This is a genomic window from Methanococcoides sp. LMO-2 (genome assembly GCF_038432375.1).
Taxonomy (GTDB): Archaea; Halobacteriota; Methanosarcinia; order Methanosarcinales; family Methanosarcinaceae; genus Methanococcoides; species Methanococcoides cohabitans.
In genome coordinates, this window is sequence record NZ_JBCAUS010000002.1 from 641,335 (window position 1) to 666,501 (window position 25,167).

At 42.2% G+C, this 25,167-nt stretch carries 27 protein-coding genes and 1 tRNA gene; 2 read left to right on the forward strand and 26 right to left on the reverse strand.

All coding sequences use genetic code 11. From position 1 onward, the window contains the following. Window positions 1-5 precede the first annotated feature (5 nt). The 10 genes from WOA13_RS03215 to WOA13_RS03260 all read right to left on the reverse strand — a co-directional run bounded on the left by WOA13_RS03215 (window position 6) and on the right by WOA13_RS03260 (window position 9,763). Window positions 6-884, reverse strand: coding sequence for a hypothetical protein (locus WOA13_RS03215; RefSeq protein WP_342126551.1), 879 nt, complete (start codon window positions 882-884; stop codon window positions 6-8). Between the two features lie 274 nt (window positions 885-1,158). Next, the gene (locus WOA13_RS03220; protein ID WP_342126552.1) at window positions 1,159-2,199 is read right to left on the reverse strand and encodes an ABC transporter permease subunit; all 1,041 of its coding nucleotides are present in this window, start codon (window positions 2,197-2,199) and stop codon (window positions 1,159-1,161) included. Then, on the reverse strand, window positions 2,200-3,108 hold the full coding sequence (locus WOA13_RS03225) for an ABC transporter ATP-binding protein (RefSeq protein WP_342126553.1): 909 nt from the start codon (window positions 3,106-3,108) through the stop codon (window positions 2,200-2,202). Next, window positions 3,105-4,286, reverse strand: coding sequence for a COG1470 family protein (locus tag WOA13_RS03230; RefSeq protein WP_342126554.1), 1,182 nt, complete (start codon window positions 4,284-4,286; stop codon window positions 3,105-3,107). The genes WOA13_RS03225 and WOA13_RS03230 overlap by 4 nt, the downstream gene beginning before the upstream one ends. Before the next feature lie 646 nt (window positions 4,287-4,932). After that, window positions 4,933-5,118 carry a hypothetical protein gene (locus WOA13_RS03235; protein WP_342126555.1) on the reverse strand — a complete coding sequence of 62 codons (186 nt, stop codon included), beginning with the start codon at window positions 5,116-5,118 and terminating at the stop codon, window positions 4,933-4,935. Between the two features lie 328 nt (window positions 5,119-5,446). Continuing rightward, window positions 5,447-6,052: a DUF4367 domain-containing protein gene (locus WOA13_RS03240; protein ID WP_342126556.1), complete on the reverse strand. Its 606-nt coding sequence runs from the start codon at window positions 6,050-6,052 to the stop codon at window positions 5,447-5,449. A gap of 784 nt (window positions 6,053-6,836) precedes the next feature. After that, entirely contained in the window at window positions 6,837-7,748 is a 912-nt protein-coding gene (locus WOA13_RS03245) for a hypothetical protein (protein WP_342126557.1), read from the reverse strand. Window positions 7,749-7,838: 90 nt separating this feature from the next. Further along, window positions 7,839-8,348, reverse strand: coding sequence for a hypothetical protein (locus WOA13_RS03250; RefSeq protein ID WP_342126558.1), 510 nt, complete (start codon window positions 8,346-8,348; stop codon window positions 7,839-7,841). Between the two features lies 1 nt (window position 8,349). Further along, the gene (locus WOA13_RS03255) at window positions 8,350-8,577 is read right to left on the reverse strand and encodes a hypothetical protein (protein WP_342126559.1); all 228 of its coding nucleotides are present in this window, start codon (window positions 8,575-8,577) and stop codon (window positions 8,350-8,352) included. A gap of 127 nt (window positions 8,578-8,704) precedes the next feature. Continuing rightward, entirely contained in the window at window positions 8,705-9,763 is a 1,059-nt protein-coding gene (locus tag WOA13_RS03260; protein ID WP_342126560.1) for a DUF4367 domain-containing protein, read from the reverse strand. 233 nt (window positions 9,764-9,996) lie between these two features. Between WOA13_RS03260 and WOA13_RS03265 the strand changes: the two genes are divergently transcribed. Together WOA13_RS03265 and WOA13_RS03270 are read left to right on the forward strand one after the other, a co-directional pair. Continuing rightward, complete coding sequence (locus tag WOA13_RS03265) at window positions 9,997-10,746, forward strand: winged helix-turn-helix transcriptional regulator (RefSeq protein WP_342126561.1); 750 nt, start codon at window positions 9,997-9,999, stop codon at window positions 10,744-10,746. A gap of 54 nt (window positions 10,747-10,800) precedes the next feature. Continuing rightward, complete coding sequence (locus tag WOA13_RS03270; RefSeq protein ID WP_342126562.1) at window positions 10,801-11,862, forward strand: TolB family protein; 1,062 nt, start codon at window positions 10,801-10,803, stop codon at window positions 11,860-11,862. Window position 11,863: 1 nt separating this feature from the next. Here the strand turns inward: WOA13_RS03270 and WOA13_RS03275 are convergent, their stop codons facing one another. The 16 genes from WOA13_RS03275 to WOA13_RS03350 form a co-directional block, all read right to left on the reverse strand. Then, window positions 11,864-12,226, reverse strand: coding sequence for a hypothetical protein (locus tag WOA13_RS03275; protein ID WP_342126563.1), 363 nt, complete (start codon window positions 12,224-12,226; stop codon window positions 11,864-11,866). Window positions 12,227-12,231: 5 nt separating this feature from the next. Beyond that, complete coding sequence (locus tag WOA13_RS03280; protein WP_342126564.1) at window positions 12,232-12,924, reverse strand: hypothetical protein; 693 nt, start codon at window positions 12,922-12,924, stop codon at window positions 12,232-12,234. A gap of 49 nt (window positions 12,925-12,973) precedes the next feature. Then, window positions 12,974-13,891, reverse strand: a complete 918-nt coding sequence (locus WOA13_RS03285; protein ID WP_342126565.1) for a right-handed parallel beta-helix repeat-containing protein — start codon at window positions 13,889-13,891, stop codon at window positions 12,974-12,976. After that, window positions 13,797-14,240, reverse strand: a complete 444-nt coding sequence (locus tag WOA13_RS03290) for a hypothetical protein (RefSeq protein WP_342126566.1) — start codon at window positions 14,238-14,240, stop codon at window positions 13,797-13,799. The genes WOA13_RS03285 and WOA13_RS03290 overlap by 95 nt, the downstream gene beginning before the upstream one ends. 264 nt (window positions 14,241-14,504) lie before the next feature. After that, on the reverse strand, window positions 14,505-15,353 hold the full coding sequence (gene fdhD / locus WOA13_RS03295; RefSeq protein WP_342126567.1) for a formate dehydrogenase accessory sulfurtransferase FdhD: 849 nt from the start codon (window positions 15,351-15,353) through the stop codon (window positions 14,505-14,507). Between the two features lie 2 nt (window positions 15,354-15,355). Beyond that, complete coding sequence (locus WOA13_RS03300; protein ID WP_342126568.1) at window positions 15,356-16,663, reverse strand: formylmethanofuran dehydrogenase subunit B; 1,308 nt, start codon at window positions 16,661-16,663, stop codon at window positions 15,356-15,358. Between the two features lies 1 nt (window position 16,664). Then, the gene (locus WOA13_RS03305) at window positions 16,665-17,054 is read right to left on the reverse strand and encodes a molybdopterin dinucleotide binding domain-containing protein (RefSeq protein WP_048205058.1); all 390 of its coding nucleotides are present in this window, start codon (window positions 17,052-17,054) and stop codon (window positions 16,665-16,667) included. Window positions 17,055-17,063: 9 nt separating this feature from the next. Beyond that, window positions 17,064-17,873: a formylmethanofuran dehydrogenase subunit C gene (locus WOA13_RS03310; protein WP_342126569.1), complete on the reverse strand. Its 810-nt coding sequence runs from the start codon at window positions 17,871-17,873 to the stop codon at window positions 17,064-17,066. Between the two features lie 4 nt (window positions 17,874-17,877). Continuing rightward, window positions 17,878-19,632: a formylmethanofuran dehydrogenase subunit A gene (locus tag WOA13_RS03315; protein ID WP_342126570.1), complete on the reverse strand. Its 1,755-nt coding sequence runs from the start codon at window positions 19,630-19,632 to the stop codon at window positions 17,878-17,880. Next, window positions 19,632-20,654 carry a 4Fe-4S binding protein gene (locus tag WOA13_RS03320; protein WP_342126571.1) on the reverse strand — a complete coding sequence of 341 codons (1,023 nt, stop codon included), beginning with the start codon at window positions 20,652-20,654 and terminating at the stop codon, window positions 19,632-19,634. Before WOA13_RS03320 ends, WOA13_RS03315 begins: the two co-directional genes overlap by 1 nt. Before the next feature lie 16 nt (window positions 20,655-20,670). After that, complete coding sequence (locus WOA13_RS03325; RefSeq protein ID WP_342126572.1) at window positions 20,671-21,264, reverse strand: FmdE family protein; 594 nt, start codon at window positions 21,262-21,264, stop codon at window positions 20,671-20,673. A gap of 264 nt (window positions 21,265-21,528) precedes the next feature. Next, complete coding sequence (locus tag WOA13_RS03330; protein WP_342126573.1) at window positions 21,529-21,816, reverse strand: hypothetical protein; 288 nt, start codon at window positions 21,814-21,816, stop codon at window positions 21,529-21,531. 70 nt (window positions 21,817-21,886) lie between these two features. Then, window positions 21,887-22,522: an iron-sulfur cluster assembly scaffold protein gene (locus WOA13_RS03335; RefSeq protein ID WP_342126574.1), complete on the reverse strand. Its 636-nt coding sequence runs from the start codon at window positions 22,520-22,522 to the stop codon at window positions 21,887-21,889. A gap of 30 nt (window positions 22,523-22,552) precedes the next feature. Beyond that, a complete protein-coding gene (locus tag WOA13_RS03340; protein WP_342126575.1) occupies window positions 22,553-23,722 on the reverse strand; it encodes a cysteine desulfurase family protein in 1,170 nt (389 codons plus the stop codon). A 256-nt stretch (window positions 23,723-23,978) separates the two neighbouring features. Further along, window positions 23,979-24,770 (reverse strand): sulfide-dependent adenosine diphosphate thiazole synthase, encoded by a 792-nt coding sequence (locus tag WOA13_RS03345; protein ID WP_342126577.1) that lies wholly within the window; start codon window positions 24,768-24,770, stop codon window positions 23,979-23,981. Window positions 24,771-24,857: 87 nt separating this feature from the next. Then, window positions 24,858-24,928 (reverse strand) — tRNA-Cys (locus tag WOA13_RS03350). Between the last annotated feature and the right edge of the window lie 239 nt (window positions 24,929-25,167).

Here is a 25,167-nt window from a genome sequence, read left to right on the forward strand (position 1 = left end):
TAAGTTCAGACCCATCCTACATCGGTAGTGGTACCAATTTCTATAATACCTGTGGTCACTGAAAAATTGTTCATGTTCTCAAGTACCGAGCTGAAGTGTTCGATCGTTTCTTCATCGCCTTCGATCAGCTTTTCAAGTTCATCGTAGGAAAGCACAACAAACCTTCCATCTTCAAACGCATCAACTTTGATCAATGAATTCCTGTTATAGAAATATGTATAATCTTCCGAATACAACAGATTATCATCTTCATAGACGTTCAATGTGACAGTTTCTCCAGAAACTTTGGCCTGATCCCACCCGAAGCTTGATCCGGTCGAGAAATAAAGCTTGTTGAAGTCATTTATTGGCAACCTTCCGGAGATTATGATAGGATCGTCGGATGTATCGATAGCATCATCATAAGTTGAATTTAGCTCAACTAGTATGGAACTGATGTTCTCATTCAGGAAGCTTTCCGGAATAAACAACTTTTCAGTGATAGTATCGTCAGAAAGGTAATATTTGGTCAGGTCCTGAGAGTATTTGATATTGCCATCACTTACAATATATTCAATTCCAACAGGAGCTGCAACCTGAATTTCATTAAACCTAACTCTATCGGTAAAATAGAATTCATCGAATTCAGATACAGCTGAACCCTTAAGTATAAATCCTTCCTCTACTACCACAACATTGTCCGGATCTGAACTCTCCAGATCCTTAATAATTATCCCGACATCATCATTCACAAGAGAAACGGGAATTCGTAGTTCTTCTTTAACAGGATTATCGGAATTGTCGTCATCCAGAAGGAACTGGCTGGCTGCGGCTCCTGCGATCGCAGCTAGTATGCACATCGTGATCAGTAGAACAGCCGTTTTTCCATTATTGAGATCCATCATAGGCATAAACCCCTTTTATTTTATAATATATAAGACAATGTGTTTGAACAACTGAATCATTATTTCAAGAAGATACATCCAGAGCAAGTGAGCGAGAAACATTTGGAACGCCTCAACATTTACTTTTTTGATCCCGGATTAAATTGAACCGTTATGACCATAACAGAGTCCGAGGACTAATAACGGAAAGAAACCATGCCGCCATTAGCCCTTGATCTCTATCAATCAATCAATCAATCAATCATTCATTCAAGCAAGAAATCAATCGATCATATCACCTGATGTCCTGTCTCATAAAAACATAATAAGTCGCGATGAGAGAAACTATTGCCCAGAGGAACATGCTAACCAGATTTGTCATTTTACCCATGAGAATCTCAAAGACCGAAAGGTCTTGTGTCGGATCATTGACCATAAGTGAAAATTTATCTCCCGAACTTCCCAGAATAGCATTTGCTACCTCCTCATAATTCAGACTGGGCGAGATCAAAGCTTCGATCATTTTCTGGACCTTCCACTTCTTTTCATAACTATCAAATCTATCCATCCCAATCCCCTGGGACGCATCTTCGAAGTCTGACATGTCAGTATCTCCAGATACGATGAAAGTTAAGCCATTACCACCCTGAGCTTCCGGAACCATGGTGTCTGCAACTAAACCCGAAACCGAGGTGATCAGTATTGCACTGATGATCCAGAACATAAATGAGTTCAGCATCGAGCTGGTCTCATTTTTGGAAACAGTTGAAAAGAAGATGCTTATTCCCAAGAATGTTACAAGATAGACTATGGAAACAGCCATGAACAACATCAGTTTTATGATGTCATCAACTGTCGGAACCAGACCCATGACCAATGCAACAGATACCGATATAAGGGCGGTTATCATCAGTGTCATGACAAGTACTGCGATCTTTCCAAGGAACTTTCCATTGATAACATCGTCCCTGTAAAGAGGATAGGACAACAGTAATTTCAGGTTACCTCTTTCTTTTTCACCGGAAATTGCATTATATCCAAGCATTATTGCCAGTATCGCACCCATCACTGCAATGTTAGATACGATATTTCCAAATAGTACAGACATCAGTTCCGGTTCGGGAAATGATAAGAATTTATCACTGCTTTTCATATTCCCAAAACTTGCCATGGTTTCCTGATAACTCTGAAGATCTTCATTATATTGATTTACACCGGCAATTGAAGATGTCAACATCAGCACTAAAAAAATTCCAAATACGATTACAAAAGACCTGCTCTTTACACTATCAAAGAACTCTTTTTTTGCTATGGTCTTTATTTTGTCGAAGTTCATTTAATCCACCTTATAATATTTCTTAAAAATGTCGAAAAGGTCCTCAGTTTCATACCTGAGGTTCAAAATAATAACACCCATCCTGTTCAATTCCGAACTGATACGTTCCCTGACATCCTCTTCAGAAGTTATCCTGAAGATATTGCCTTCACGAACAAATTTGATAGAATCGACCGAACTGAGGACTTCCACTGTGGTCTCCGGATCCTTTGTCTCCAGCAGAAAGACATTGCTATTTTCTTTTCTGCAGAGATTCTCAAGAGTATCAAAAGCAACAAGCTTACCCTGTTTCATGATAGCGATCTTTGAGCAAATATCCTTGATCTCCGATAGTACATGGGAAGAAATTACTATCGCAATTCCTCTTTCATTAAGTTTCTTTAAAAGCTGGTTCATCTCGACCCTTGCTTCGGGATCAAGACCTGCTGTCGGTTCATCAAGGAAGATAACTTTAGGGTCCTTTACAAGAGCCTGTGCGAATCCTATCCTTTGAACCATTCCCTTGGAAAATTCACCGACTTTCTTGTCTGCCCACTTGCTCATCCCAACGAGCTCAAGAAGCTCCGGGACCTTAGAACGATCAGCATCCGCCAGATCGCAGAAATACTCCAGATTCTCTTTTGCTGTCAGGTTCTCATAATAAAGTGTGTTATCCGGAAGGAAGCTGATGTTCTCCTTTAACATCATTATATTCTTCTCGATATCCTCACCCAGTAACTTTATGCTCCCAGAGGTTGGTATTGTAAGCCCTGTGAGCATTACAAAAAGGGTTGTCTTTCCTGCACCGTTGTGGCCAAGGAGGCCTATAAGATCCCCCTCATTAATATCAAGGGACACATTATCAACGGCTGTAAAGTTATCATATCTTTTTGTCAGATCCTGTATTTCAAGTACCTTTTCCATTTTCATCTCCTCCCATATTTTTTAGCTGCAAGGACAAGACCTGCAACCAGAAGTATAATAATCAACAATCCGATCCATGCTGAGTTCGAGCTGCTTTTGACATTGACACGCAACTTCACCTCATCAGCTTCAACATCCCCGGATTCAGCATTGATATCCACAAAATAATCACCATTCTCGGCTTCTGAAGGGATCCTGATCCTTAGATCGACATTCATGTACTCTTCAGAATTGATCTTTTCAATCTTATCTTCTGAAAACTCCAGGTCCCAGTTATTTCCAGGAGAATCCGTTTCAAGATCAATATCTTCAAGATTGACATTACCAGAGTTGAGCACCCTTACAGGTACAATTATTTCAGATCCCGCTTCACCGGAAACATAGAGACTTGAGAGCTGCATCTTAAGTTCCGGGTCAATTGTAGCATTCAGGTCCTCTATAACGCTAAAAGGTAAGTACAAAGTATCTGAACTTCTTCCTGAAGCGCTTACACTTAAATTGTAATCCCCGGCTGGACAATTCTTATCGATGTGAAGACTGAGGTCCAGGTTTTCCACATCCCCAGGTTCCACACTTATTCTGGATACCTTGTAGCCATTAGAAATAAATTCATAAGAATAAAACCCATCACCAGTTATCTCCAGATCAAATATTTCATCAATAGAACCTGAGTTGTTTATCTCCAGAGGAATGTTAATTGATTCGTCTTTATAGAACTGGACGAATTCAGGAACATCCGTTGAAATCCCAACATCCGAAAAGACATCTTCTTTTGACCAGACTGTCAGCTTAAGCTCACCATCCTCGACTTCATTAATCCTGAATGCCAGAGATGAACGTTCAATAAAGATGACCTTGCCTTTGAGATCATAAATATCTTCATGACCACTGAAATGTGCTATCTGATAGAAACCCTCATTTCCAGCAGCATCTGTCCGATTTTCCTGAACGGTTAGATCTACAACAAAGAAACCACCATTTAGAAGATAAATGTAATTCAAAGTGTAGTTCCCAAGTTTGACTTCCTCATTAGCTGATAGCTCGATCTCCTCTTTGAACCAGCCTTCATAGTCGATATCATCCAGATCAGACACTTCTACAGAATTAGTTGCAGCCAGTGAAGGAACGGCAAGTACAAAAGTTGTCACAATAAATGATAACAATACTATCTTTCTGTCTATCAAACCTGAACCCCCGGGGAAATTGCCAGGAAAATCGAGTAAGATCGTTTTTCCAATAACGTGTGATTTTGATCCATTTAATTCATCCTTGTCAGTTTTAATCAAACCACAATAGGATGAAACGGTATTTTGAATTAGCCTGAAACACGTTGCATGAATGCGAAAAATTGTAATTGGTAATCGATACAGTATTTAAGTGAAATAATTATACTCGGAAAAATAGAAAGAACTCAGATATTTGGCCGTTGTTCCAATACACACCACATTTTATTTTTCCATAAGCAACTGATTTTATGAGAATATGCTCAAAAACAAAGGCTTACAATTGAAAAGACTTACTTACTCAGAACACCAATCCAGAGAAATTCAGAAAATCGATTGAATATACAAATATTAAGACTTTACGACAAGTTGGCAAGTAATCAGATAGGGCAAAATTCACCCCTCACAAAAAACAATATGCTGCGACTATTAAATAAAGAAGGTTTCACTATATTGAAACCGATTTCATCACTGATAAGCCTCCGAAATGAAAATGTGCCCCATACATCGCCATTATAACTGATGGTAAGAACAATAATCCAACAGATTACGACTAATCATGCAGTATCAAAGGTAATCCCATAATATTCATCCCCACCTTAATCACTTACGACCCCTTTTCTTCAAGGAACGCAATTGTTCGCCTCCATTCACTGGGACTTGCTTTTATATAGGCCCGAGTCTCGATGATTTTCTTCGGGGAAGAGTAAGCGTTAAACTTCTCTTCTGTTACAACAACAAAGACCTCAGGAACATAATTTGATCGATCAGAATCTATCGATTTAGAATGCATGTGATTATATGCACCCAAGAAAAAAACGATATATATATCAGAAGTAAATCCACAAACGATATTAAAAATGCATTTAAGGTAAAAATACAGGATCTTTCTCTGCTAACTATCACACAGTAATAAAAATTACCAGAAAATAAGCCACATCAAATAGATGTCCTCTGGTGGATGGAAGCCTTTTAGAACATAACCGTTCATGAAGAATTCATAATGGTAATGAACATATTTATAGTAAATGGCAAATAATTTTTGATTACTATTTGTGTCCATTTCATCGAACTGAAAAGTAATACAATTCGATGAAAAGGACATGGAAAACTTTGTCAGCTCAGGCCATTGATTCAGCCATATTCACAAGCTCATCTTTATCGATCTTCCCCGTTATGCTCAGTTCCAGATCATTTGTTGTCCATCGTAGAATATTGGTTTTAGGATGAGATAAAAATTGTCCATCAGAACCATTAATGCTAACTGTTTCTACATCACCCTCCGGAAGCATTTCTGAAAATTCAGTTCCAGAAAATACTTGTGATATATGAAGCCATTCGGCACCATTTTTGTAGACTAAAGTAACAGTTTCATAAATGTTGTCTTCAGACGTAGCACCATTACTATAAACCAGTGCATGATCGAACTCATGTCCTTCCGGAATGTATGAAGGCAAAAGTATTTCAAAACCGACAATATCTTTTGCTTCATCTAATGTTAGCTCTTCCGGCTCTTCCGGAATTGGAATGTCATCATCTTGATCAGTGACTTGTATCAACCAATCCGAACTTTCAAATTCATCATTCTTCTGCTTCTCGAAATCATCAAGTTTCTGTTGCACTTGCTCTTCAATCTCTTCTTCCGGGAACTGCTCATCAACACATCCCATTGAGAAAAATGCAGAACACAGCAAGAGCAACACAAGTATATTTTTAATCCTTGTCAATTATTTCATCCTCCAATTTATTGATATAATCAAGCCTATGGAATTTCTACACCGAACCCCCGGAAAATTGCCAGGAAGAACAAGTAAGATCATTTTTCCAATGACTTGTGATTTTGACCAATTTTATGCCATCCTTGACATTTATGATCAAAACACAATAAGCTGAAACGGTATTTTGAATTCGCCTGAAACATGTTGCAGCAATGCGAAATTTGATTGTTGGAGAGCGATACAGTATATAAAGAAAGATTTTTTTACCAAAAACATCATCGAAGACAGCAGAATAATCCGACAATTTATTCACTGTTTCAAACAACATTACATTTTGATGGATCTCAAGAAGCGGATCTAATATTCAGATACTAAAAACAGAAGCTAACAAGTGTGTAAAATATCTTTATTTTTGTACGAAATAAGTCATAGATAAGTATTAGAAAAGAACAAAAATGCAAGAACCAGATCTTTCGAGTTAACTTAGCAGGGCAACTAACAAGACAAAGTGACCGAATTAAAAAACAAAACGCTCCAGCATATTAAAGGCAAAAGTTTCACAATAATGAAACGTGTTTCAGCAATCAATAAGCCCCGAAAAAGATCATTATACATCAAATATAGAGATTTTGAAGAAACAGTATCAAATGACTCTCAAATTATTATAGTCCACAAATCGCCGTATTAAGAGGAATAAAAGGTATTCAATCTATTTGCTCAAGCATCTCAATGATTACAGGAAAACTTCGTGTAACTTCAGAAACAATAAAGGAATAGCAAATTTATCCATATTTCATACAACATCCATCCCGAATTCAAGTTTATCCACAAGCCCTGCATCATGTCCAATGTTTTCGAACATGACTTTAAGAACAACTCTCCCATCTTCAAGTGAGAAGCTATCGTGCCCGGGGTTAATTTCCACATTCAATCTGCCCATGTCATCGATCATGATCACATATTCAGTATTTCCCGCATTGTGAGTTATTTTTGCGTACCCTGTATGAACATAGAGACTTCCGGCTGACCTGGATCCATAAGGTAGAGATGAATTGTAAAAATCGACTACATAATAGCCGCTTCCAAGAGGATTGGAATTTAGATCCCCTCTTTCGTTCAGGTGACCAACGATCGCCCCAATATCAGGTTGATGTGGGATGAACATTGGTTCATATGCTATTATGTCATCCTCCAAACCGGCATTTCTCTTGTTGGTATCCATGATATTTTCACCGAACTTTTCGGCATATTTACCAGCCTCCTCATCCGATATATTGAACGACAGTTTTATCGTATCAGCAACATAGTCCTGCGGATAAGTACTGTTACTTCGGGGAAGCGAATACCAGCCCATGTTAGTAAATTCCTGCTCAGCAAAGAGTACAAAAAACTCAGGATTGTCATCATCGGTCATTTTTTTATCAGCCGGGACCAGTACTTTCATGCTGTTAATAACATATTCCGTGTTGAACTGCGAGTTCAACAACTCAACATTTGTAGAAGTTACACCACCTCCCGGAAAAACCTCTTCAACAGAATAGTGTTGTGAAGCCTGTGTTTTCACATCCGCAATGGTCAGGTTATTTGCTTCGAATTTGACATCAATAACTGATGAATCATAATTCACTACTCCCGTATCAAAGCATCCGGCAGTAAGTATGGTGCAAAGTATAATAGCTCCAGTAACAAGATTCAGACGATTCATAATAGTTGTCCCTTAGAGTTCATCATATCATGTTACCTAACATTTTATCTAAAGTTTATTGTTTCATTATGTTAAACTAATTTGCTGTACTCACGCAGTCGCAAAGCTGATCCTATAATATTCATTCCCCACCTTAATTTCATAGGATCCCTTTTCTTCAAGGAACTCAATCGTTTGCCTCCATTCACCGGGACTTGCTTTCACATATCTCTGGGTTTCGATGGTTTCCTTCAGGGCAGGGTAGTCGTTCAGCTCCTCTTCCGTTATAGTGACAAAATCCTCAGGAGTATAGTCTAACAGGTCAGCACTTATCGATTTAGAATTCATATGCCCATATGCACTCCATGCAAAAAAACCTGCAGAGATCAGAAGTAAAGCCACAAAAGATATTACGAATGCATTTACGACAAAAACACTGGATCTTTCCTTGCTGAACAGTATCCCGATACCGAATAGTATCCCGTAGATAAGAAGCATCAAATAGATGTTCTGAGGTGGATGGAAACCTCTGAGAACATAACCACTGAGATAGAACGTGAAAATTCCAATGAAGAAGAAAAATATGTATTTCTTTTGTATATCAGTTAAATTGTCCATCATCTTACAATTCTCCAAAAGATTCCCTTACAAAAAATATTGATGCTACCAGAAGTACAAAGCCGATACCAAAAGCTGTCCAGCTAAGAAGCGGTCCAAAAAGATATTCCTGGTAAAAGATGTTTGATGTCAGCATTTGTCCAATGGAAGCCAGAAATAGATTTGCACCAACGACTGCACATACAAATGCATATAGTATGTAATTCAGCTGTATTTTACCAGGATTATTCATAAGGTCATCATTCTACTTTTTTTAATAATTATAACGATAAATTTGGTATTAATTGTTTATGTCCATTTCATCGAACTGAAAGGTAACAAAGTCCGATGAAATAGACATAAAAAACAACTTAATCAGATCAGACCATGGATTCCGCCACTTTCACGATCTCATCTTTATCCTCCATCCCAAGTATGCTCAGTTCAATATCCCCTGTTGTCCATCTTAAGAGATTGGTTTGAACAAAAGCCACAAATTCCCCCTCGGAACCATTGATATCAACTGTTTCCGCATCATCTAAGTCAGATATATCCGAAGAACCGGTTTCATAGACCACTTCTGATATACGGATACAGTCATCTCCCTTATTGTATACCAATGTGACCTTTTCAAAAATATCTTCTTCAAAGGTAGCACTATTGTTAAAGATCAGTGCTCTATCAAACTCATAGCCTTCCGGAATATATGAAGGTAAAAGTAAGTCAAAACCTGCAGTATCCTTAGCTTCCTCCAATGTTACCTCTTCCGGAGCTGCAATTTCATTTATATCAATAGGATCAATGACCTCCACCTCTGCACCTTCTGGTATTTTAAACTCGAATTCATCATCTGAAATGCCGGTGTTCACCTTCAGGTTCCGAATCTCATATGAGAGCATCGGATTTTCATCCTCATCGTACCTTTCATATTTTAGCGGCACCCAGGTTTCTTTATCAATCCAGGCTTTTCCGTTACTTCCAAAGAGAGGGGTTTCATCCTCTTCTTTTGGAATCAGACCGATCACATAAACATCCCTGTTATCAAACTCTTCAAAACCCAAAAATGAAACATCATTCTCATTCAGGACATCTCCGATCATTCCGACATAATCCATATGACCAAACTCCGAAATATCAGGCATTCCCTTTTGCACGACCTTGTTCTCATGTGAAAGATACATCCAGAGGGTCTCTCCGTCTGAAACTACAAGACTTCCTGCCTTCTCGGCAGGTTGTATTACAACTGACCTCATCTTACGTGGCTTTTTAAAGAGCATTTCATATACCACCACAGTATCCTCTTCGCCTAACGAAGATGTGATGTACATAGTACACGAGTAGTCCTCAATGCTATCTTCTTTCTGTTGCATTTGCTCTGCTATCTCTTCTGCCGTGACCTGCTCATCCACACAGCCCACTGAGAAAAATGCAGAACACATCAAGAGCAATAAAAGTAAAATCTTAGTCCTTTTCAAATACCTTATCCTCCAATTATCAACATGTGATGACCTACTAAATTTTTATAATGTAACCGATGTAACATTCTTTTATAAATTGTTTATGTCCATTTCATCGAACTGAAAAATATACACAAAAATCAGAGAGATTCTTTTTTGGCAATTATTTTAAATTTAAGAAATGTTTATACATTATAAAATCTTATTTGCACTAAATGAATAAATGGATACTAGCAATCCTGATCTTATTTTTAGTACCACTTCTGGCATGCGGGATCGTATATGTGGAATCCGAATACAATACAGACACAGGTGAATACATCGTAGTGCCAGCCAGCGAGGAGATGTATGAACCAGGTTACAATTATGAAGGAGCAGACGGAACCTTAACTTTCTGGGAACTTCCTTTAAAATTACAGATGATACATATCTTTACCGTATTCCTGGCAGTGGTAGGCCTTGCCAAACTATCCCCCCTTATACTGGCACAGTTCAATCTGATATTTGCAAATAAGAACAGGAACGATGTTTTTGATCATATCGTAAGTAATCCAGGATGCAGTGTAGCTGATATATCACATGGTCTTGAGCTAAACCGAGGTACTGTGAAGTACCATCTGAAAAAGCTGCACAACGAACACAAGATCATAGTATCAGATCATGGAAGCTCTCCAAGGTTCTTTCAGAACAATTCGAACTACAGCGATCAAGCCCGGATCATAGCTCCCTTTTTGCAGGATGAGAATCAGAAACGTATCCTCCTGATGATCAGAGATAAGCCGGGCATGACAAACAACGAGATATCACAGGCCCTGAGCATCACCAACAGCACCGTCTCATACCACCTGAAAAAGATGACCACAAACGAACTGTTGCTGGCAGAAAAGGACGGAAGATACAGAAGATATTCTCTGGACCCACGGATGGAATCAGAACTTGACACGGTGATTCATGCTGAAATATGAGAAGATCGACTGAATTAATCGGAATGCTATCATAAAATATAGGAACGAAAATACATGAAACTAAAAGTATGCTTTGCTATTAGTATTCTGGTTCTGGCAATGATTGCAGGAATAGCCGCAGCCGATGTTCCTCCACTAAAGTATAAAGATCCTGATTATCAGGGGCAGCCAGCCATCTATGAGAACAGGGTTGTATGGCACGATTACCGCAATGGGAGTATGGACATATACATGTATGATCTTGCCACAGGTATAGAGAAGCCCATATGTACAGCTGCTGGTTATCAGGGGAATCCCGAAATCGATACGAACTACATCGTTTGGGAAGATCATCGCACTGGAAATTATGACATCTACATGTATGACATTTCTACACAATCAGAGACTCCAATATGTACTGATCCCGGTGATCAGGAAAACCCTGCAATCCATGGAAACCATATTGTCTGGCAGGATAGCCGAAATGGACAATGGGACATTTACATGTTTGACCTTGATACTGGAACAGAAACACAAATTTGCATTGCTGCCGGTGATCAGGAAGAAACCGCAATAAGTGGTAATTATATTGTATGGACAGATCGTCGCAATAGAAGCCATTCTGACATATATATGTACGATATTTCTACAGGAACGGAGAAGCAACTAACGGATATGACCTCTAGCAGACACCCTGCAATTCATGGTAACTATGTTGTATGGCAGTCCTGGGGACACGAAGATGAAGACTACTGGAATGTTTGCATATATGATATTTCCGCAGGGAAAGTAGAAGAGATCACCTTAACTGGATCTCAAAATGATCCTGCAATCTATGGCAACTATGTCGTGTGGCATGATCAAACAAACAGAAACAATGCTATCTTCATGTATAACATATCTACCGAGGTAACAAAATCGATCGATGATTCCGGTTACCACAGACATCCAGTGATATATGGTAACAACATCGTATGGAAGAACGAGCACAATGATGTTTACATGTATGATATTTCCACGGATACAAAAACCACGGTCTCAAAGGAAACCCGGATAAGCTCTTTCTTTATGACCAGTGTCTTCGTTATTTTCTGTATAGCAGCAATTTTGTATCTCAGGAAAAGGGGTCAGGAATAACTCAAAAAAGAGAGAATAGATAAATTCCTGCCAAAAAGGAAGCAATATTACAGATGAAGGAGAAGAAAAGTGCTTTGTCCATTCTGACCTTCAACACAAAATAATAGATCACAGCTTCCACAAGGACCACTGAAACCTCTCCAATCGCAACCAGATGAGAATATGTTCTGATGAACATTGGCAGTACGAACCAGAGGTACGGAAGTGTTGAAAATGAACAAAATGTTCCTGTAAATAACAACAATGAATCAGGGATCAGGTTTCGGTTTATTTTGAAGAGATAACGTACAGTGGCAAAGAGTATCGTTAACTCCATCATCACCGTAACAAGCAATGCAATTAGAAAGTGGTACTCATAGATCATTCATGTCACTTACCATTAAACAGACCTTTAAGAAAACAAATTATGGAATCCAGAATACCCTCATCTTTTACTTTATCCCCATCCTGAACCGACCCTTCATCTGTAGGCAGATCATCATCTATAGAAGGTATATTGTCTTCATCAGAAGAGGTATTTTCTTTTATCGACAGCCTGATACCCGGAATATCAGGTTCTTCAAATATTTCAACCCGATCCGGAGTGCCATCATTATATTTTGAAACTTTTCTTGAAATATAGATGATTAGCTTGTCCTCTGAAAACCCGGCAATCGAATATTCGATGTCTTCCCTGATAAGCGGATCTTCCTCATTCACAACATCCCATTCAGGATTTATTTCAACTTCATAGGAGTACAGGTTCGGATCTGTTTCAAGATCGATATTCTCAAGCCCTTTGGCCTCCAGATAATCTTTGTCTATCGCATAGATCGTCAGGTCATTGGCCTTATAAAATTTAGTCAGGCACTCATCAGAACTGATTATGTAAGGATTCTCACACTGTATGACCGGACCAGTGATGTGTCCTACAAGGACAATTTCCGGGAATTCATCAAGATTCACTATTTTAACGCATCTTTCCATCCCTCGTGTACCGGGAAATAATACATCTGCACAGGCATTTGCTGTAAGTGCGGATAGAATTAGAAGACAGATTATAATTTTAACATTTACTTTCATGAGATCAACTCCTGTTTACACATTACATCAAATTCTCCAATAGATAGCATTAGAATGCCATACCCCGCATTTTGCGCATTATAAATAGAACAAACACTGCTGAAAACAGGATCAGAGTAATTGAGATATTAAAAGATCTTTCTTCCTTTTCCTCTCGAAATGTGACCTCATTATTGGAGATGTTATTCACAGCAGTACCATCTGACTCAATATCTTTCAAATTGTTAGAAAGAGAGTTGTTCGTTATTATGTTGCCCTGACTAAACGAAACCAGATCGATACCGACCCCATTTTGGGATATACGATTATTGTCCAGGGTATTATTACCGGATATCTGGAGAGAAATGCCCATATCATTATTTGAATTTACAACATTGTTGGACAGAATATTGTTATCCGAGAGATAGAGCTTGATGCCGATATCAGCCGGATTATGGCCGGAGGAGCTAAACACCTCATAGTTATCCGGATTAATAGTGTTGCCAGCAATTGTATTGTTACTGGAATTTAACAGACAAATACCATACTTCAAGATCAAAACATCATTATTTCCAATTACATTTCCGGAAACCTCATCGAGAAATATTCCTGTCTGGTCAAATTCTTCAACACCCAATAATGCAAACCCGCGGATAATAACATTATCTGCGTTTATATGGATAACAGGATCATCGGGATTGGTTGCATAGACATAGACTTCATCATGGTCGTTTGCTTCCGATGTCAATTTAATTTCTTTATCAATATACAAGTTTCCGACATACGAACCGGGATAGACCACGATCGTATCTCCATTTTTTGAAGAGTTAACAGCATCCTGTATTAAAACAAAATCTGCAGGTCCGTTATCATCCACAGTGATCGTGGCCGCATTAACGGTCAATGGCACTATCATAAAAACCAGAGTCATTACAAGACAAATTATTATAGTCAGACATGTTCTCCCCTTCAATAGTTCCATTATCATCGCCACCGAGTCTAGTATAGAAATCATCTATCATTATTTTTTTTATATCTTCTGGATAGTTATCCGGTAAGTTTTCTAAATCCTCAAGACTTTCGATCCGCACCGGATGAATCTTTCTACTTTCTTCGACCAGTTTCCGTACGGTCTCGTTTTGTTCGGCAAGAGCAAGAAGTTCATCCGCACTAAGCCGATTCAAGTCATCGACTCCTTCGATACAGGGTGCCTCAGCATGCTCATTTTTGTTATCTTCAACAACATCCTGTGCGTCCATTGATACTACAATCACCATACTTATCAGTAGAATTGCAATGAACAGCATGGGCATCCAATATCTTTCAATTAGTTTCATACTGTCACCTTTATTTTCATTCAGGATCGGCTTTTCTCTATTAAAACTCTGGATCTTCAACCGGACGATTGTCCAGATTATTGCCAAAGCGGCTGTGCTTAAATTTAAGCGAATCGCTTGCGGGGAGTATAAATCATTTCCTAGTTTGCATATGAAAATAAGCATTCCAACTATATAAATTTTTAACTTTATACTTAAAAATAAACAAAGTTTGAGTGAAAATTAGAAAATGAACTCATAAAGAAAAGAAACTTCAAACAATACTCAGATAATCCTCTCGATGCCATTATAGACATACATGTTCGGAGGACGGACAAAACCAACCAGTGTCAGGCCTGTTGCCCTTGCAAGATCGATCCCTTCATTTATCGGACCTGCCTTGCTGGCAAGTACGGAAACTCCTGCATTGATGGCCTTGGAGACCATTGTGACCGACAGCCTTCCGGTAGCTACAAGTGCACAATTTGACATTTCAACACCTGAAAGGGCTGCTTTGCCAACTGCTTTATCCACAGCTGAGGCCCTGCTTACGTCTTCACAGAATGCAAGTATCTCGCCCTGGTTGTCACAGACGATCACCGAATGTGTACCTCCGGTACGTCTCCATGTCTTTGCATCCTTTTTGAGGTGTTCGACTGCCTTGAAGAAAATCTTCCTGTCAAATTTGAAATCAGTTTCGCTTCCGATCTTTTTCCCGCATGGCCTGGAGCCGATGGCACAACTGCAAAAGTCGAACCTTGAATCCGGATCAATGTCCCGTCTGGTCTTTTTGATGCGGTCCGGGCAGATATCCGCATGGCATATCAGTTTGTCATCTTCGACCTCAACTGAGAGGAGATCAATAGCATGATCGATAAAACCTTCACATAATAAGAATCCCGTTGCGAGTTCCCTATACTCTCTCGGGGTAGCAAAAAAAGAAGCAATTGGGACATCATTGAGGGAAAGATGGAATTCTTTCTCAACGATGACGTCCACGTCTATTTCGTTACTGCCATCTTCCGTAAGCTCGACACATCTGTAAGGAAGATAAGGAGCGGAAGCATCCCTCTCCTCATCCCGCCAGAAGTTGTTCTGGGCAGTTTTCCTCTCGACGTGCCAATCCAACGGCATGGTTATGCAATTTCCTTGATCTTTGCGAAGAGCTGCTTGAGTGTGTCTTCGTTGCTCTGGGTAAACTCGAATGGAGAGCTTGTGAATGGCTTGAAGTACATTGGCACGTTGTCGAGCCTGTAGAATGTACCATCATTCTCCATTGCGTCAATGACACCAGGAAGAACAACATCTGAAGCAGTGACTGTTGGACATGGTGCAATATCCAGGCAGGTCATTGGGATGTCTGCCAGGTATTTTGCAGCGTCTGCAGGGATGTGGTTGACAAGGTCAGCACACATTACGAATGCAGCGTCTACGTCCTTCTCCCTCAGAACGTCCACACAGGTGGTCTCTCCAGGGTTGTACCTTGGATAGCCTCTTGAGAAGTCGATACCGAATGGGTATCCGTAGAGGTATGATGCGATCTGGTTGAAACCTGCTACGTTACAGTGACCTCTCAGTGCACCGAGTACGAACTTTGTTCCGTGGTTGTTGTTGAGCTCCTTGACAAGGTTAAGTCCGAGTTCAACGTTCCTGTGCTTACCGATTGAGGAACCAAGACCAAGACCTACTGAAATGCTACCGAAGTTTGCATTCATCATTGTCTCGACCATCTCGTCCATCACGGAGATAGGTACACCGGTGATCTGCTCGACAGATGGGTGTGGCCTCTTACCGTTGATGATGGTCAGCAGTGCGCTGAAAAGTTCATAGTCGGTGTTAGGGTTGAGCTGGACGTGAAGGTCTGATGCTACTGCAGTGTCGGTTCTCCTTGGGTCGACTGTGATGACCTTACGATCGAACCTTCCTCTCTTGGACCAGTATCCTCTTGGGAACACAGCATACTTTGACATGTGTCTTGGCATGGATGCCAGAGGGTTACTTCCCCAGTAGATGTTAACGTCACTTCTGTTCTTGGTCTGACCTGCTGTTGCTGCAGGACATCCGCTTTCCTGGATACCCATCACAGTAGGACCGTGGCAGATGGTAGCGTTGGAATCAGCTACACCACCGAGGTACTCTGCAATGTGAAGACCTACTTCCTGTGCTTCACAGGAGGTCTCACTTCCGAGGAAGAAGAGAGGTCTCTCAGCATTTACAAGCATCTCTGCTGCCTTTGTAAGTGCCTCGTCCCATGCAGCTTTCTGAAGCTTTCCTTCTTTCCTGACCTGTGGGTCCTTGAGACGGTGTGTGCTTACGATCTCCTGGAACTTACCATTACCCATCTTACATGCGTTCTTAACGGTGATCTCGCCGTCGCCGAGCTCTACCTGAATGTCGTCACATGATGCTCCGCAAACCGGACACATGATGTTCTTAAAAACCATATCAGTTACCTCCCATGTACAGTTGAAGGACAACATCCTCTGCGCTTAGTACCTCGCCTTCAGCAGCCTCGATGGTTACAGGATTACCCTTATAGAGAGGGGAACCTGTTGAGAATGTGTCAGGGTCGATGACCACGTTGGACCAGATAGCCCTTGGCATGAATACATCTCCTTCCATTACAACATCTGTGCATTTTGTGAACACAATGATGGAATGTTTTTCGTCCTTACTTGTTACTTTTACTTTTTCCGGGCTTCCAAGTGCTTCAAAATCGCATGGTGAAATCCAGCATACAGCACATTCCTGCCTGTAATCCTCTGTATATTTGTCACCGCCTTTTGCAAGCCTGCCCTCGTCAATGGTACTTCCTGTGTTAAGTAATACTCTCATCATCACACCTCACAGATCCATGTTTGCAGCCTGGTTAACATAGAGTGAACCTTTTGGCCTCTTTGTGATCGCATTGTCACCGAGGAACTTCATGAACTCACCCGGACATTCTATGTCATCGAACTTAAGGTCGCTTTCATTTGCCACGTATTCGAATCCTGGAGAGAACCTTTCAATGGTTCCGTTAACGACCATTGTACCGGCTGTCATCTCTGCAGCAACTGCGCGGATAGCATTGCCCTTTACAGCGATAAGTCCGCCGTTCTGGCGAATACCACAGTAGTGACCGACGTTTCCGCCGACGATGATCTCGCCGCCGCTGATTCCGCCACCAAGGTTGTTGTTTGCGTTTCCGTCGAGGACGATACGTCCACCGGACATTCCTACCCACTTACCACGGTATGCGCAACCAACGTGGTCCTTTGCATTACCTTCGATGTGGAGGAGTCCGCCTTTCATCTCCATTCCTGCCCAGGAATCTGCGTCGCCCTTTACAAGGATCTCGCCGCCTTCCATCTGGGAACCTACGTGCATGCTAACAGATCCCTCCACGGTGATCTTGCCTGCTGTCATCTTTTCACCGATGCGCTTTACTCTGGAAGTGTCACCTTTGATGACAATGGAAGTGTCCTCTGCGGAACTTCCTGCATCACCCTCTACATCGAAAAATGCAGAGAGAGGAAGCTGTTTTGGTCCCTGCCATACCTGAAGGGACTCAATATCGCTCTTGTTCTTGCCGGCGAATGCATCAGGAGTGATGACATCTGCCTCTACTTTGATACCGATCTCGGTATTTACTGTAAGAATAACTTCTGCCATGATATCACTGCTCCGTGTTGAGCTTGATCGCTGTTGGGTTCTTGAGGTAAGACTCAGGTGTTGGATAGTGGTTGAATCCGTGTGAATAGTACCTGAACCATTCCTGGACATCCTTGAGCATTTCCTTCTCGTTTGCGTCAGGAACACTCACGTCAGTGTAGTAGGTTCTCCTGTCTGCGATCTTTGTGATCTCACCATTGTGGCAGACAATGTCTCCGTCCTTGATGGTGTATTCAGCGGTGCTGAACTTGTTGATCAGATCGGAGTATTCCCTTGTGTCGATCTTGCTTGGGTCAATGTCATAGATGGTCACATCACCATCTGCACCGATACCAAAGCTTCCCTTCCTGTGTGCCATACCGATTGTCTTAGCTGTGTTGGCACGGGTAAGGATCGCGATGTCGTAAAGGGACATTTCCCTGTCCACTCCACCGAGTGTGCTTCTGTCGTTTGCCCATGGGTGACATTCGCTGAATGTCTGGTCCCTGAACTTCTCGGACATAAGCCAGCTCATAACGAGTGGATACTTGGTGAAAGGACCACCGTTAGGACTGTCGGTTGTCATGATTACCTTCCATGGATCATCGACCAGGAGCAGGCATTCAAGACCCATTGCCCACTGGGTACTGTGGACCGGGTTGCTCTTAAGGTATGTGAACGGACAGACACCGGAACCACATTCGAGTTCAACATCGGTGTTTGACCATTTTCCACCGGTAAGCACAGACAGATCGTGGATGGACGGACCATCACCAGTCATACATGTTGCTTCACCGAATGGGACACAACCACTGTCAATTACAACGTGGTCGGTGCTGTTGATATAATCTGTAAGAGGCTTGACACCGGACTCGAAGTCACGCCAGGATGTACCGCCAAATGCGTTGAACATCATGTGTGTAAGATACACGGACTGGTCCCTGCTTGCATCGATCTTTGTCTCTGCCCACTCTACACCCATGTCCTGGTTTGGTTTCACGTTGCTGGAGATCTTCATGGACTCCTTTGTGGTCTCGAAGTTTCCAGGGTGACCAAGGTTGTTTGCGTGAAGGTGCATTGACATTGGCATACCGAGCATTTCATTGACCTCGGTAAGGCCTTCGATCATCTCTCTTGGAGTTACCTCGAAGTGGATGTTTGCCTCGTCAAGGGAAGATACGTTCTTACCCCATCCCCAGTTCTCTACACCAGCCGGGTTGACACACTTGATACCGTATGTCTTGTGGGTCTTCATCATCCAGGAAACGTATGCTGCTGCCTTTTCGATGTCGCCTTCCTTGAGGTAGCGCATCATGAACCAGTTGTTACCGAGAACAAGATATCCACCCATGTCGAGCATTGGGATAGAGCGCATCTCTTCGTGTGTGTGGCGTGCTTCCATTGGAGGAACAGCTGCCTCGAAGACGGTTGTGTATCCCATCTGTGAGTACTCGTATCCTTCCATGTAGACTGATGGTACGGTCTCTCCTGATCCGGAGTGTGCAATATCGGTCTTTGCCATAGTTGCCTTGTAACCGTCCTCAGGACGCATCATCCTACCTGCGTTGACCTTTGCACCAGCAATGTGTGAGTGAGAGTCAACACCACCAGGCATTACGGTCTTGCCTGTTGCATCAATGATCTTAGCGTCTTTCATGTCAGCATCTGAGAGTTCAGATACGACCTTACCATTTTTGATGAAAATGTCCTGTTTCTCACCGTTCACTTCGTTGAGCGGGTCGTAAACAGATCCATTCTTAATTACAATAGTTCCAACCATTATTCCACCTCTCTCTTCTCAAGCCATATTGCAGATGTCGGGCAGATCAGTGCGCATGCACCGCATGAGCCACATGCTTCCTGGTCAAGGACCTTAACACTACCGTTCCTTACCTCAAGCAAAGGCTTCTCATCAAGATCGTTGAGTGCACCAGCTGCCAGGAACTTTGAAGAGTTAGCATTGACAGGACACATGATGACACAGTTTCCACAGCCAAGGCAGGCATCTTCGTCTGTCTTGAGCACGGATGTCAGAACAGGTGTTGCTGATGGCTTGTTGAGCAGCTTCTTTTCGAAGACGGTCTTCTTTTCCATAGCTGTAAGGATCTCGGTCTTCTGCACGTCAATAGCCTGTACAGGACATGCGACTGCGCATGCACCACAGTAGAGACATGCATCTGGACGCTGTGCAACCTTGTCGACCCTCTCACCAATATCCCATTCAGGGTTGAAGAGTGCATTGCATGGGCAGACATCAACACATGTGCGGCATGCCTGACAGGTGTCCTCTTCGCGTGTCCATGTGCCTGCGAAAGGCTTCTGGACAGTGATAGCGTCCTTTGGACATACCTCAGCACACCATCCACAGTGTACACAATTGTCGTTGTCGATGATTGTCTTACCATCCACACGTGCGCTGTTATCATTTGACAACCACTGCTGGACCTCGATAGCTCCCTGTGGACAGATCTGTTCACAGAGACCACAGTGCACACAGTCATCGTTCACGGTTGTTGGTGCGATGGTGCTGCAGAGGAAATTATCGTTGCATACAGGCTTTCCATCCTCTCTCATCTCAAGAGCGCCTGTTGGGCAAATCTTGGTACACATTCCACATGTGATGCAGGTGTCTGTAATTTCCAGGAACTCCTTGTTGATGAGTCCTCTGGCAACAGGTCCTACGGAACCAATGATCAGTGTGTCCTTAGGACAGACCATTGTACAGGTTCCACAACCAATGCACTTGTGTGGCATGTAGACCACTTGCTTGTTATCTTTTGTCGAAACCACTATTTCGTTCATCTAATCTACTCCGTAATTATTGCTCATGTCTGCATGCTTCACAAAGCGCTTCGCCCTCGTACCAGACAAAGCTCTCTCCACACTTGTCACAAAGCTTTACTTGCTTGCGTTTCTTGATCGGTACTTCGATCTCTGTAAAAGAATAAGAATAAATGCTCTCTCCCGCCTCAAGGACGATCGGAACAACTACCTCATGCGGCACTTTTTCAGTGTTCATGTACCATGCATAAAGTTTCGGGTATGCCTTTGTCTTTTCAGGATCAAGATATATCCTGACAGCAGGCATTGTTTTCTCACCCGGTGCACCACGCTTGTTGACAGTCACAGCCATCTTCCCGTAGTCATTCACCTTCAGTCCCTTGTTACCGGTGGTAGCACCTTCAAGTATCTGGAAAGGATCAGGAACACAGTTGTATGTCTCTGCTGTAGCGTAGATACGTTCACCTTCCTTAACATCAAGGAGTCTCTTTGACATATTGAGCATCTGAAGACCAATAAGTGCCCCTGTGCTCAAATAGCCGTGGAAAGGAATGATCTTCTCCACCTGTAAAAATAGCTCTGGATCTTGTTCTTTAATCTGTTTTAGAATATTATCCATTTCATCATCCATTTGAAGACCTCTTGAATATGAAAGTATAGCATAGGATCGGCCGGATCCTTAAGAGATAGTTCTATAACATCGTCTCTAATGCTAAGGAACATAATGGTGAAAATTATATATAGTTTATCGTTGCCGGTAAAAACGTGGCAGGGGTGCTTAAATACTCATGAATAGAGTTAATGAAGAGTATATAAAGAAAATCGAAATTTGTCAATATGTAAGAAAAAAAAGATTTTGTGCTGTACTCCCAAAAACAGTAATCTTAACACAACCTTATTCCACAAGCTCAGCGATCCTGCCCAGCAACCCTTTCGCAGCTTCCTTACTGGGAGCATGTCTGACAGTGATCTTGCCACTCTTATAGACCAGAACCATCATAGCACCGGAAGTGAAACGAATCGCTCCAAGCTCCTCCGAACATCTCAGGAACTTGATGACATCTTCACCCTCTGTTTTCAAAGACTCACATGCTTTTGATATGTCTATCTCATTATCAAGTTGTGCTATTACATGCTGGATATCCGGACCGCTCTTGCAGGGAGTAATAGATCGTATTTCCATGGTAACCAAAAACCCGTTTTAAATTTAACATAAAGAATGAAGCTAAAAATAAAAGATCAAAAAGAAAGTATCAGGAGATGAAATCAACCGTGACACTTTCAACATCCCAGAGAGCTTCCAGCTTCTCGATGATGTCCTCTTTTATTGCAGCTGCGAACTGATGGTGGGACGGCAGGTCGATAACCACGCGCACGTTGCCTTCATTAACCTCAATTTTCATCACGAGCTCGGTCCTGATGATGTCAAGTCCCTTGATCGGGTTCATCACATGTTTCAGGCGCCTTTTGATAACTTCCTCGTCGGTGGGCTCGTCCTCCACCACCATTCCGTGCTTTTCCTCATAATCACGGATAGCGGAACGAAGTCCCTCTACAGCCAGCACAGAACAGTGTGCTTTCACCGCAGGAAGTCCTCCAAGTGCTTCTGCCGCTTCCTTCCATGTGATCTTCTTGGCATCTTCAAGGGTCTTGCCCTTTGCAAGCTCAGTAATAATGGAAGCTGTGGCAATGTTGGATGCACAACCATAGGATTCGAAAGAGATATCCTCAATAATAAGGGTATCCGGGTTCACCTTCAGGTAAACCGCAACCATGTCCCCACAGGCTGCACTGCCTTCAAGACCCTTTCCGTCAGGGTCCTCCATCTTACCCACGTTATGCGGGTTTCTGAAATGCTCAAGTACCTCTTTACTATATGGAAATGTCATAAAACCACTCACCTCTTCCTCTTTATTGGTTTAATCGTCTGCTGACAGCGGGCTGATAGCCCTGAGATTTTCAACAACTTCCTTCAATGCATCAATGATGGCATCTGCATCTTCCATGGTGTTGAACCTTCCGAAACTGAAGCGCAATGAACCATGGGCCCGCTCGTGATCGCCGCCGATACCAAGGATCACGTGACTTGCCTCAAGGGAACGACTGAAACATGCTGATCCGGTGCTCACGGCAAATCCCATCATATCCAGATGTAATGTGATGGATTCACCTTCGACATAATGGAAGGTCAGGTTAGCGTTCTGTGGCAACCTGCTGGTAGCACTGCCATTAAGAGTGACATGTGAGATCTCGGACTGTACTCTTTCAATAATGCGATCCCTCATGGCTTTGAGCTGTTCGTTCTCCTCAGGAGTAACCAGCTCAACGGCCGTTGCAAAACCCACGGCACCCGGGATATTCTCAATACCCGCACGCAGGTCGAACTCTTGGAAGCCACCATCCATCCACTTGTTGATAGGGGTGCCTTCTCTAATATACAGTGCACCAACACCACGCGGGCCATGGATAGTATGGGCTGAGACCGTCACAAGGTCAACAGAGACCTGGCTTACATCGAGTGGAAGCCTTGTAAAACTATGAGTAGCATCAGTATGAAGCAATACACCCTTTTCCTTACAGATGTCTGCTATTGCCTTGATGTCCTGTACAGTACCTATCTCCTGGTTTGCATACTGGATGGATACCAGTGCTGTCTGCGGGGTGATAGCAGCCTTGAGCATCTCAAGGTCAAGGACACCTTCACTGTCAACATCTATGAAATCGACCTTGTAGCCCTGTTTCTCAAGCATCTTTGCAGTGTTCAACACATCAAAGTCTTCCAGACGGGATACGATGAGATGATCATCCTTCTTGCCCTTCAATGCAGAAAGGACTCCTTTTATGGCCATATTGCTCGATTCGGTGCTTCCCGAAGTGAACACGATCTCATTGGCATCCGCCCCAAGAGCCGATGCAATTACCTTCCTTGATCTTTCAAGACCTTCCTTGGATTCAATTCCCATGGAATAACCAAACTCGGAAGTAGCAACTGCATAAGTATCAAAAAAATACGGTTTCATTGCCTCAAGCACCCTTTCATCCAGGCGGGTACTGGCAGCATTGTCAAGATATACTGTCTTATCGAACATCTGGCAAACACCTCTTTGATCAAATAAATTCTAATGTCGGACATACTCTGCCGAAATACAACAGATGGCTGAAATAAAACAGCCATAGCAGAGAGTAAATGATATACAGAGATTATATTGGCAACTGTATAAAGCGTTAACCATTTACTGTTAAGTTAATACCGGAGAGGAAGGGTAAGATATTGGAAACGAATCATTTAACTGGTGGGAAGGGATAGAGAAGAATAAGCAGTAATTACTGCTTATGCATAAGGTATCATCTGGACCTTACGATCTCTTCGGCTATCTTTGCAGCTTTTACACCGGACTCCAACATTCCACCAAATGTAGGACCCATTCTGGAAAGACCAAAGCATGTAGCTGCAGCCATTCCCGTAACTACGAGTCCCGGGTAAAGCTCTGACGTGTTGTTTACCACAGCATCCTCGGAATTATCAACATCCATTCCTAAGAAGCCTTTAAGGTCCACAAGACCACGGTCTGCCAGGGAGTTAGCTACAACTGCATCATGACCTGTCGCATCAATAACGCATTTTGTCTCAATGGCCACCGGATCAACACAGGTGATAGCACGTGGAAGGGCTGATACTGGCGTCCAGTTCGTAACAGCACCGCAAACACGACCGTCCCTGAGGACCACATCATCGAACTTGTTCATGTTAAGCATGAAAGCACCTGCATCACAGGCAGCTGAGATCAGCTTGGAACACGCAGAAGGAGCATCTGCAACATAGAGACCTTCCTTTATGTCCGGAACTTCCTTGTAAGGAACCCCTAGCTGGTCAAATATTTTCTGGGCAGGTGCCCTGACTGTGACCTTGTTCATCAGGTACCCACCTAGCCAAAAACCGCCACCAAAGTAATTGTTGCTCTCAAGTACAACGGTCTTTAAACCACTGGAAGCAAGATCACGTGCTGCTACAAGACCACTTGGACCGCCGCCAACAATGATCACATCACTTTCAATGTGATTAAGGAAATCTCCAAGGAATTCTTCAACTATCGAACGAGTAATATCTTTTTCAGTTGCTTGTGCGAATTGATTCATTTCTTCACCTGTTTTATAGGATGATAGGGAAGTGCAGGAGATGCAAAGCAGAAAAGTAAAAGGATTCAGCCCTACACCTAATTCCAAAGGCCGGAGTGAGAATCGAACTCACATACTCCGATCTGCAGTCGGACGCATAACCACTCTGCCATCCAGCCAATTGGCGATAATTCACTATTGTGAATCACAATCGTGAATATATGACGATACTATTTATAGATTATGTTGTGAGCAAAATAAGGGAAATTCAACAAATGAAGTTTTAAACAAATCTAATTAGACATATACGGAATAGAAGATTAATTGTTTGGCATAAGAATAATATCTGAATATTGCTAAATAATAACCTATCGATATTTCAAAAATTTTAAGCATATACAGCGATACTACTGATATC

Bases quoted from the DNA above. Each gene is read 5' to 3' on its own strand.
- WOA13_RS03215 (WP_342126551.1), bottom strand. From the start codon at position 884: ATGATGGATCTCAATAATGGAAAAACGGCTGTTCTACTGATCACGATG.
- WOA13_RS03220 (WP_342126552.1), bottom strand. From the start codon at position 2,199: ATGAACTTCGACAAAATAAAGACCATAGCAAAAAAAGAGTTCTTTGAT.
- WOA13_RS03225 (WP_342126553.1), bottom strand. From the start codon at position 3,108: ATGAAAATGGAAAAGGTACTTGAAATACAGGATCTGACAAAAAGATAT.
- WOA13_RS03235 (WP_342126555.1), bottom strand. From the start codon at position 5,118: ATGCATTCTAAATCGATAGATTCTGATCGATCAAATTATGTTCCTGAG.
- WOA13_RS03245 (WP_342126557.1), bottom strand. From the start codon at position 7,748: ATGAATCGTCTGAATCTTGTTACTGGAGCTATTATACTTTGCACCATA.
- WOA13_RS03250 (WP_342126558.1), bottom strand. From the start codon at position 8,348: ATGATGGACAATTTAACTGATATACAAAAGAAATACATATTTTTCTTC.
- WOA13_RS03255 (WP_342126559.1), bottom strand. From the start codon at position 8,577: ATGAATAATCCTGGTAAAATACAGCTGAATTACATACTATATGCATTT.
- WOA13_RS03260 (WP_342126560.1), bottom strand. From the start codon at position 9,763: ATGTGTTCTGCATTTTTCTCAGTGGGCTGTGTGGATGAGCAGGTCACG.
- WOA13_RS03265 (WP_342126561.1), top strand. From the start codon at position 9,997: ATGAATAAATGGATACTAGCAATCCTGATCTTATTTTTAGTACCACTT.
- WOA13_RS03270 (WP_342126562.1), top strand. From the start codon at position 10,801: ATGAAACTAAAAGTATGCTTTGCTATTAGTATTCTGGTTCTGGCAATG.
- WOA13_RS03275 (WP_342126563.1), bottom strand. From the start codon at position 12,226: ATGATCTATGAGTACCACTTTCTAATTGCATTGCTTGTTACGGTGATG.
- WOA13_RS03280 (WP_342126564.1), bottom strand. From the start codon at position 12,924: ATGAAAGTAAATGTTAAAATTATAATCTGTCTTCTAATTCTATCCGCA.
- WOA13_RS03285 (WP_342126565.1), bottom strand. From the start codon at position 13,891: ATGATAATGGAACTATTGAAGGGGAGAACATGTCTGACTATAATAATT.
- WOA13_RS03290 (WP_342126566.1), bottom strand. From the start codon at position 14,240: ATGAAACTAATTGAAAGATATTGGATGCCCATGCTGTTCATTGCAATT.
- fdhD (WP_342126567.1), bottom strand. From the start codon at position 15,353: ATGCCGTTGGATTGGCACGTCGAGAGGAAAACTGCCCAGAACAACTTC.
- WOA13_RS03300 (WP_342126568.1), bottom strand. From the start codon at position 16,663: ATGGTTTTTAAGAACATCATGTGTCCGGTTTGCGGAGCATCATGTGAC.
- WOA13_RS03305 (WP_048205058.1), bottom strand. From the start codon at position 17,054: ATGAGAGTATTACTTAACACAGGAAGTACCATTGACGAGGGCAGGCTT.
- WOA13_RS03310 (WP_342126569.1), bottom strand. From the start codon at position 17,873: ATGGCAGAAGTTATTCTTACAGTAAATACCGAGATCGGTATCAAAGTA.
- WOA13_RS03315 (WP_342126570.1), bottom strand. From the start codon at position 19,632: ATGGTTGGAACTATTGTAATTAAGAATGGATCTGTTTACGACCCGCTC.
- WOA13_RS03320 (WP_342126571.1), bottom strand. From the start codon at position 20,654: ATGAACGAAATAGTGGTTTCGACAAAAGATAACAAGCAAGTGGTCTAC.
- WOA13_RS03325 (WP_342126572.1), bottom strand. From the start codon at position 21,264: ATGGATGATGAAATGGATAATATTCTAAAACAGATTAAAGAACAAGAT.
- WOA13_RS03330 (WP_342126573.1), bottom strand. From the start codon at position 21,816: ATGGAAATACGATCTATTACTCCCTGCAAGAGCGGTCCGGATATCCAG.
- WOA13_RS03335 (WP_342126574.1), bottom strand. From the start codon at position 22,522: ATGACATTTCCATATAGTAAAGAGGTACTTGAGCATTTCAGAAACCCG.
- WOA13_RS03340 (WP_342126575.1), bottom strand. From the start codon at position 23,722: ATGTTCGATAAGACAGTATATCTTGACAATGCTGCCAGTACCCGCCTG.
- WOA13_RS03345 (WP_342126577.1), bottom strand. From the start codon at position 24,770: ATGAATCAATTCGCACAAGCAACTGAAAAAGATATTACTCGTTCGATA.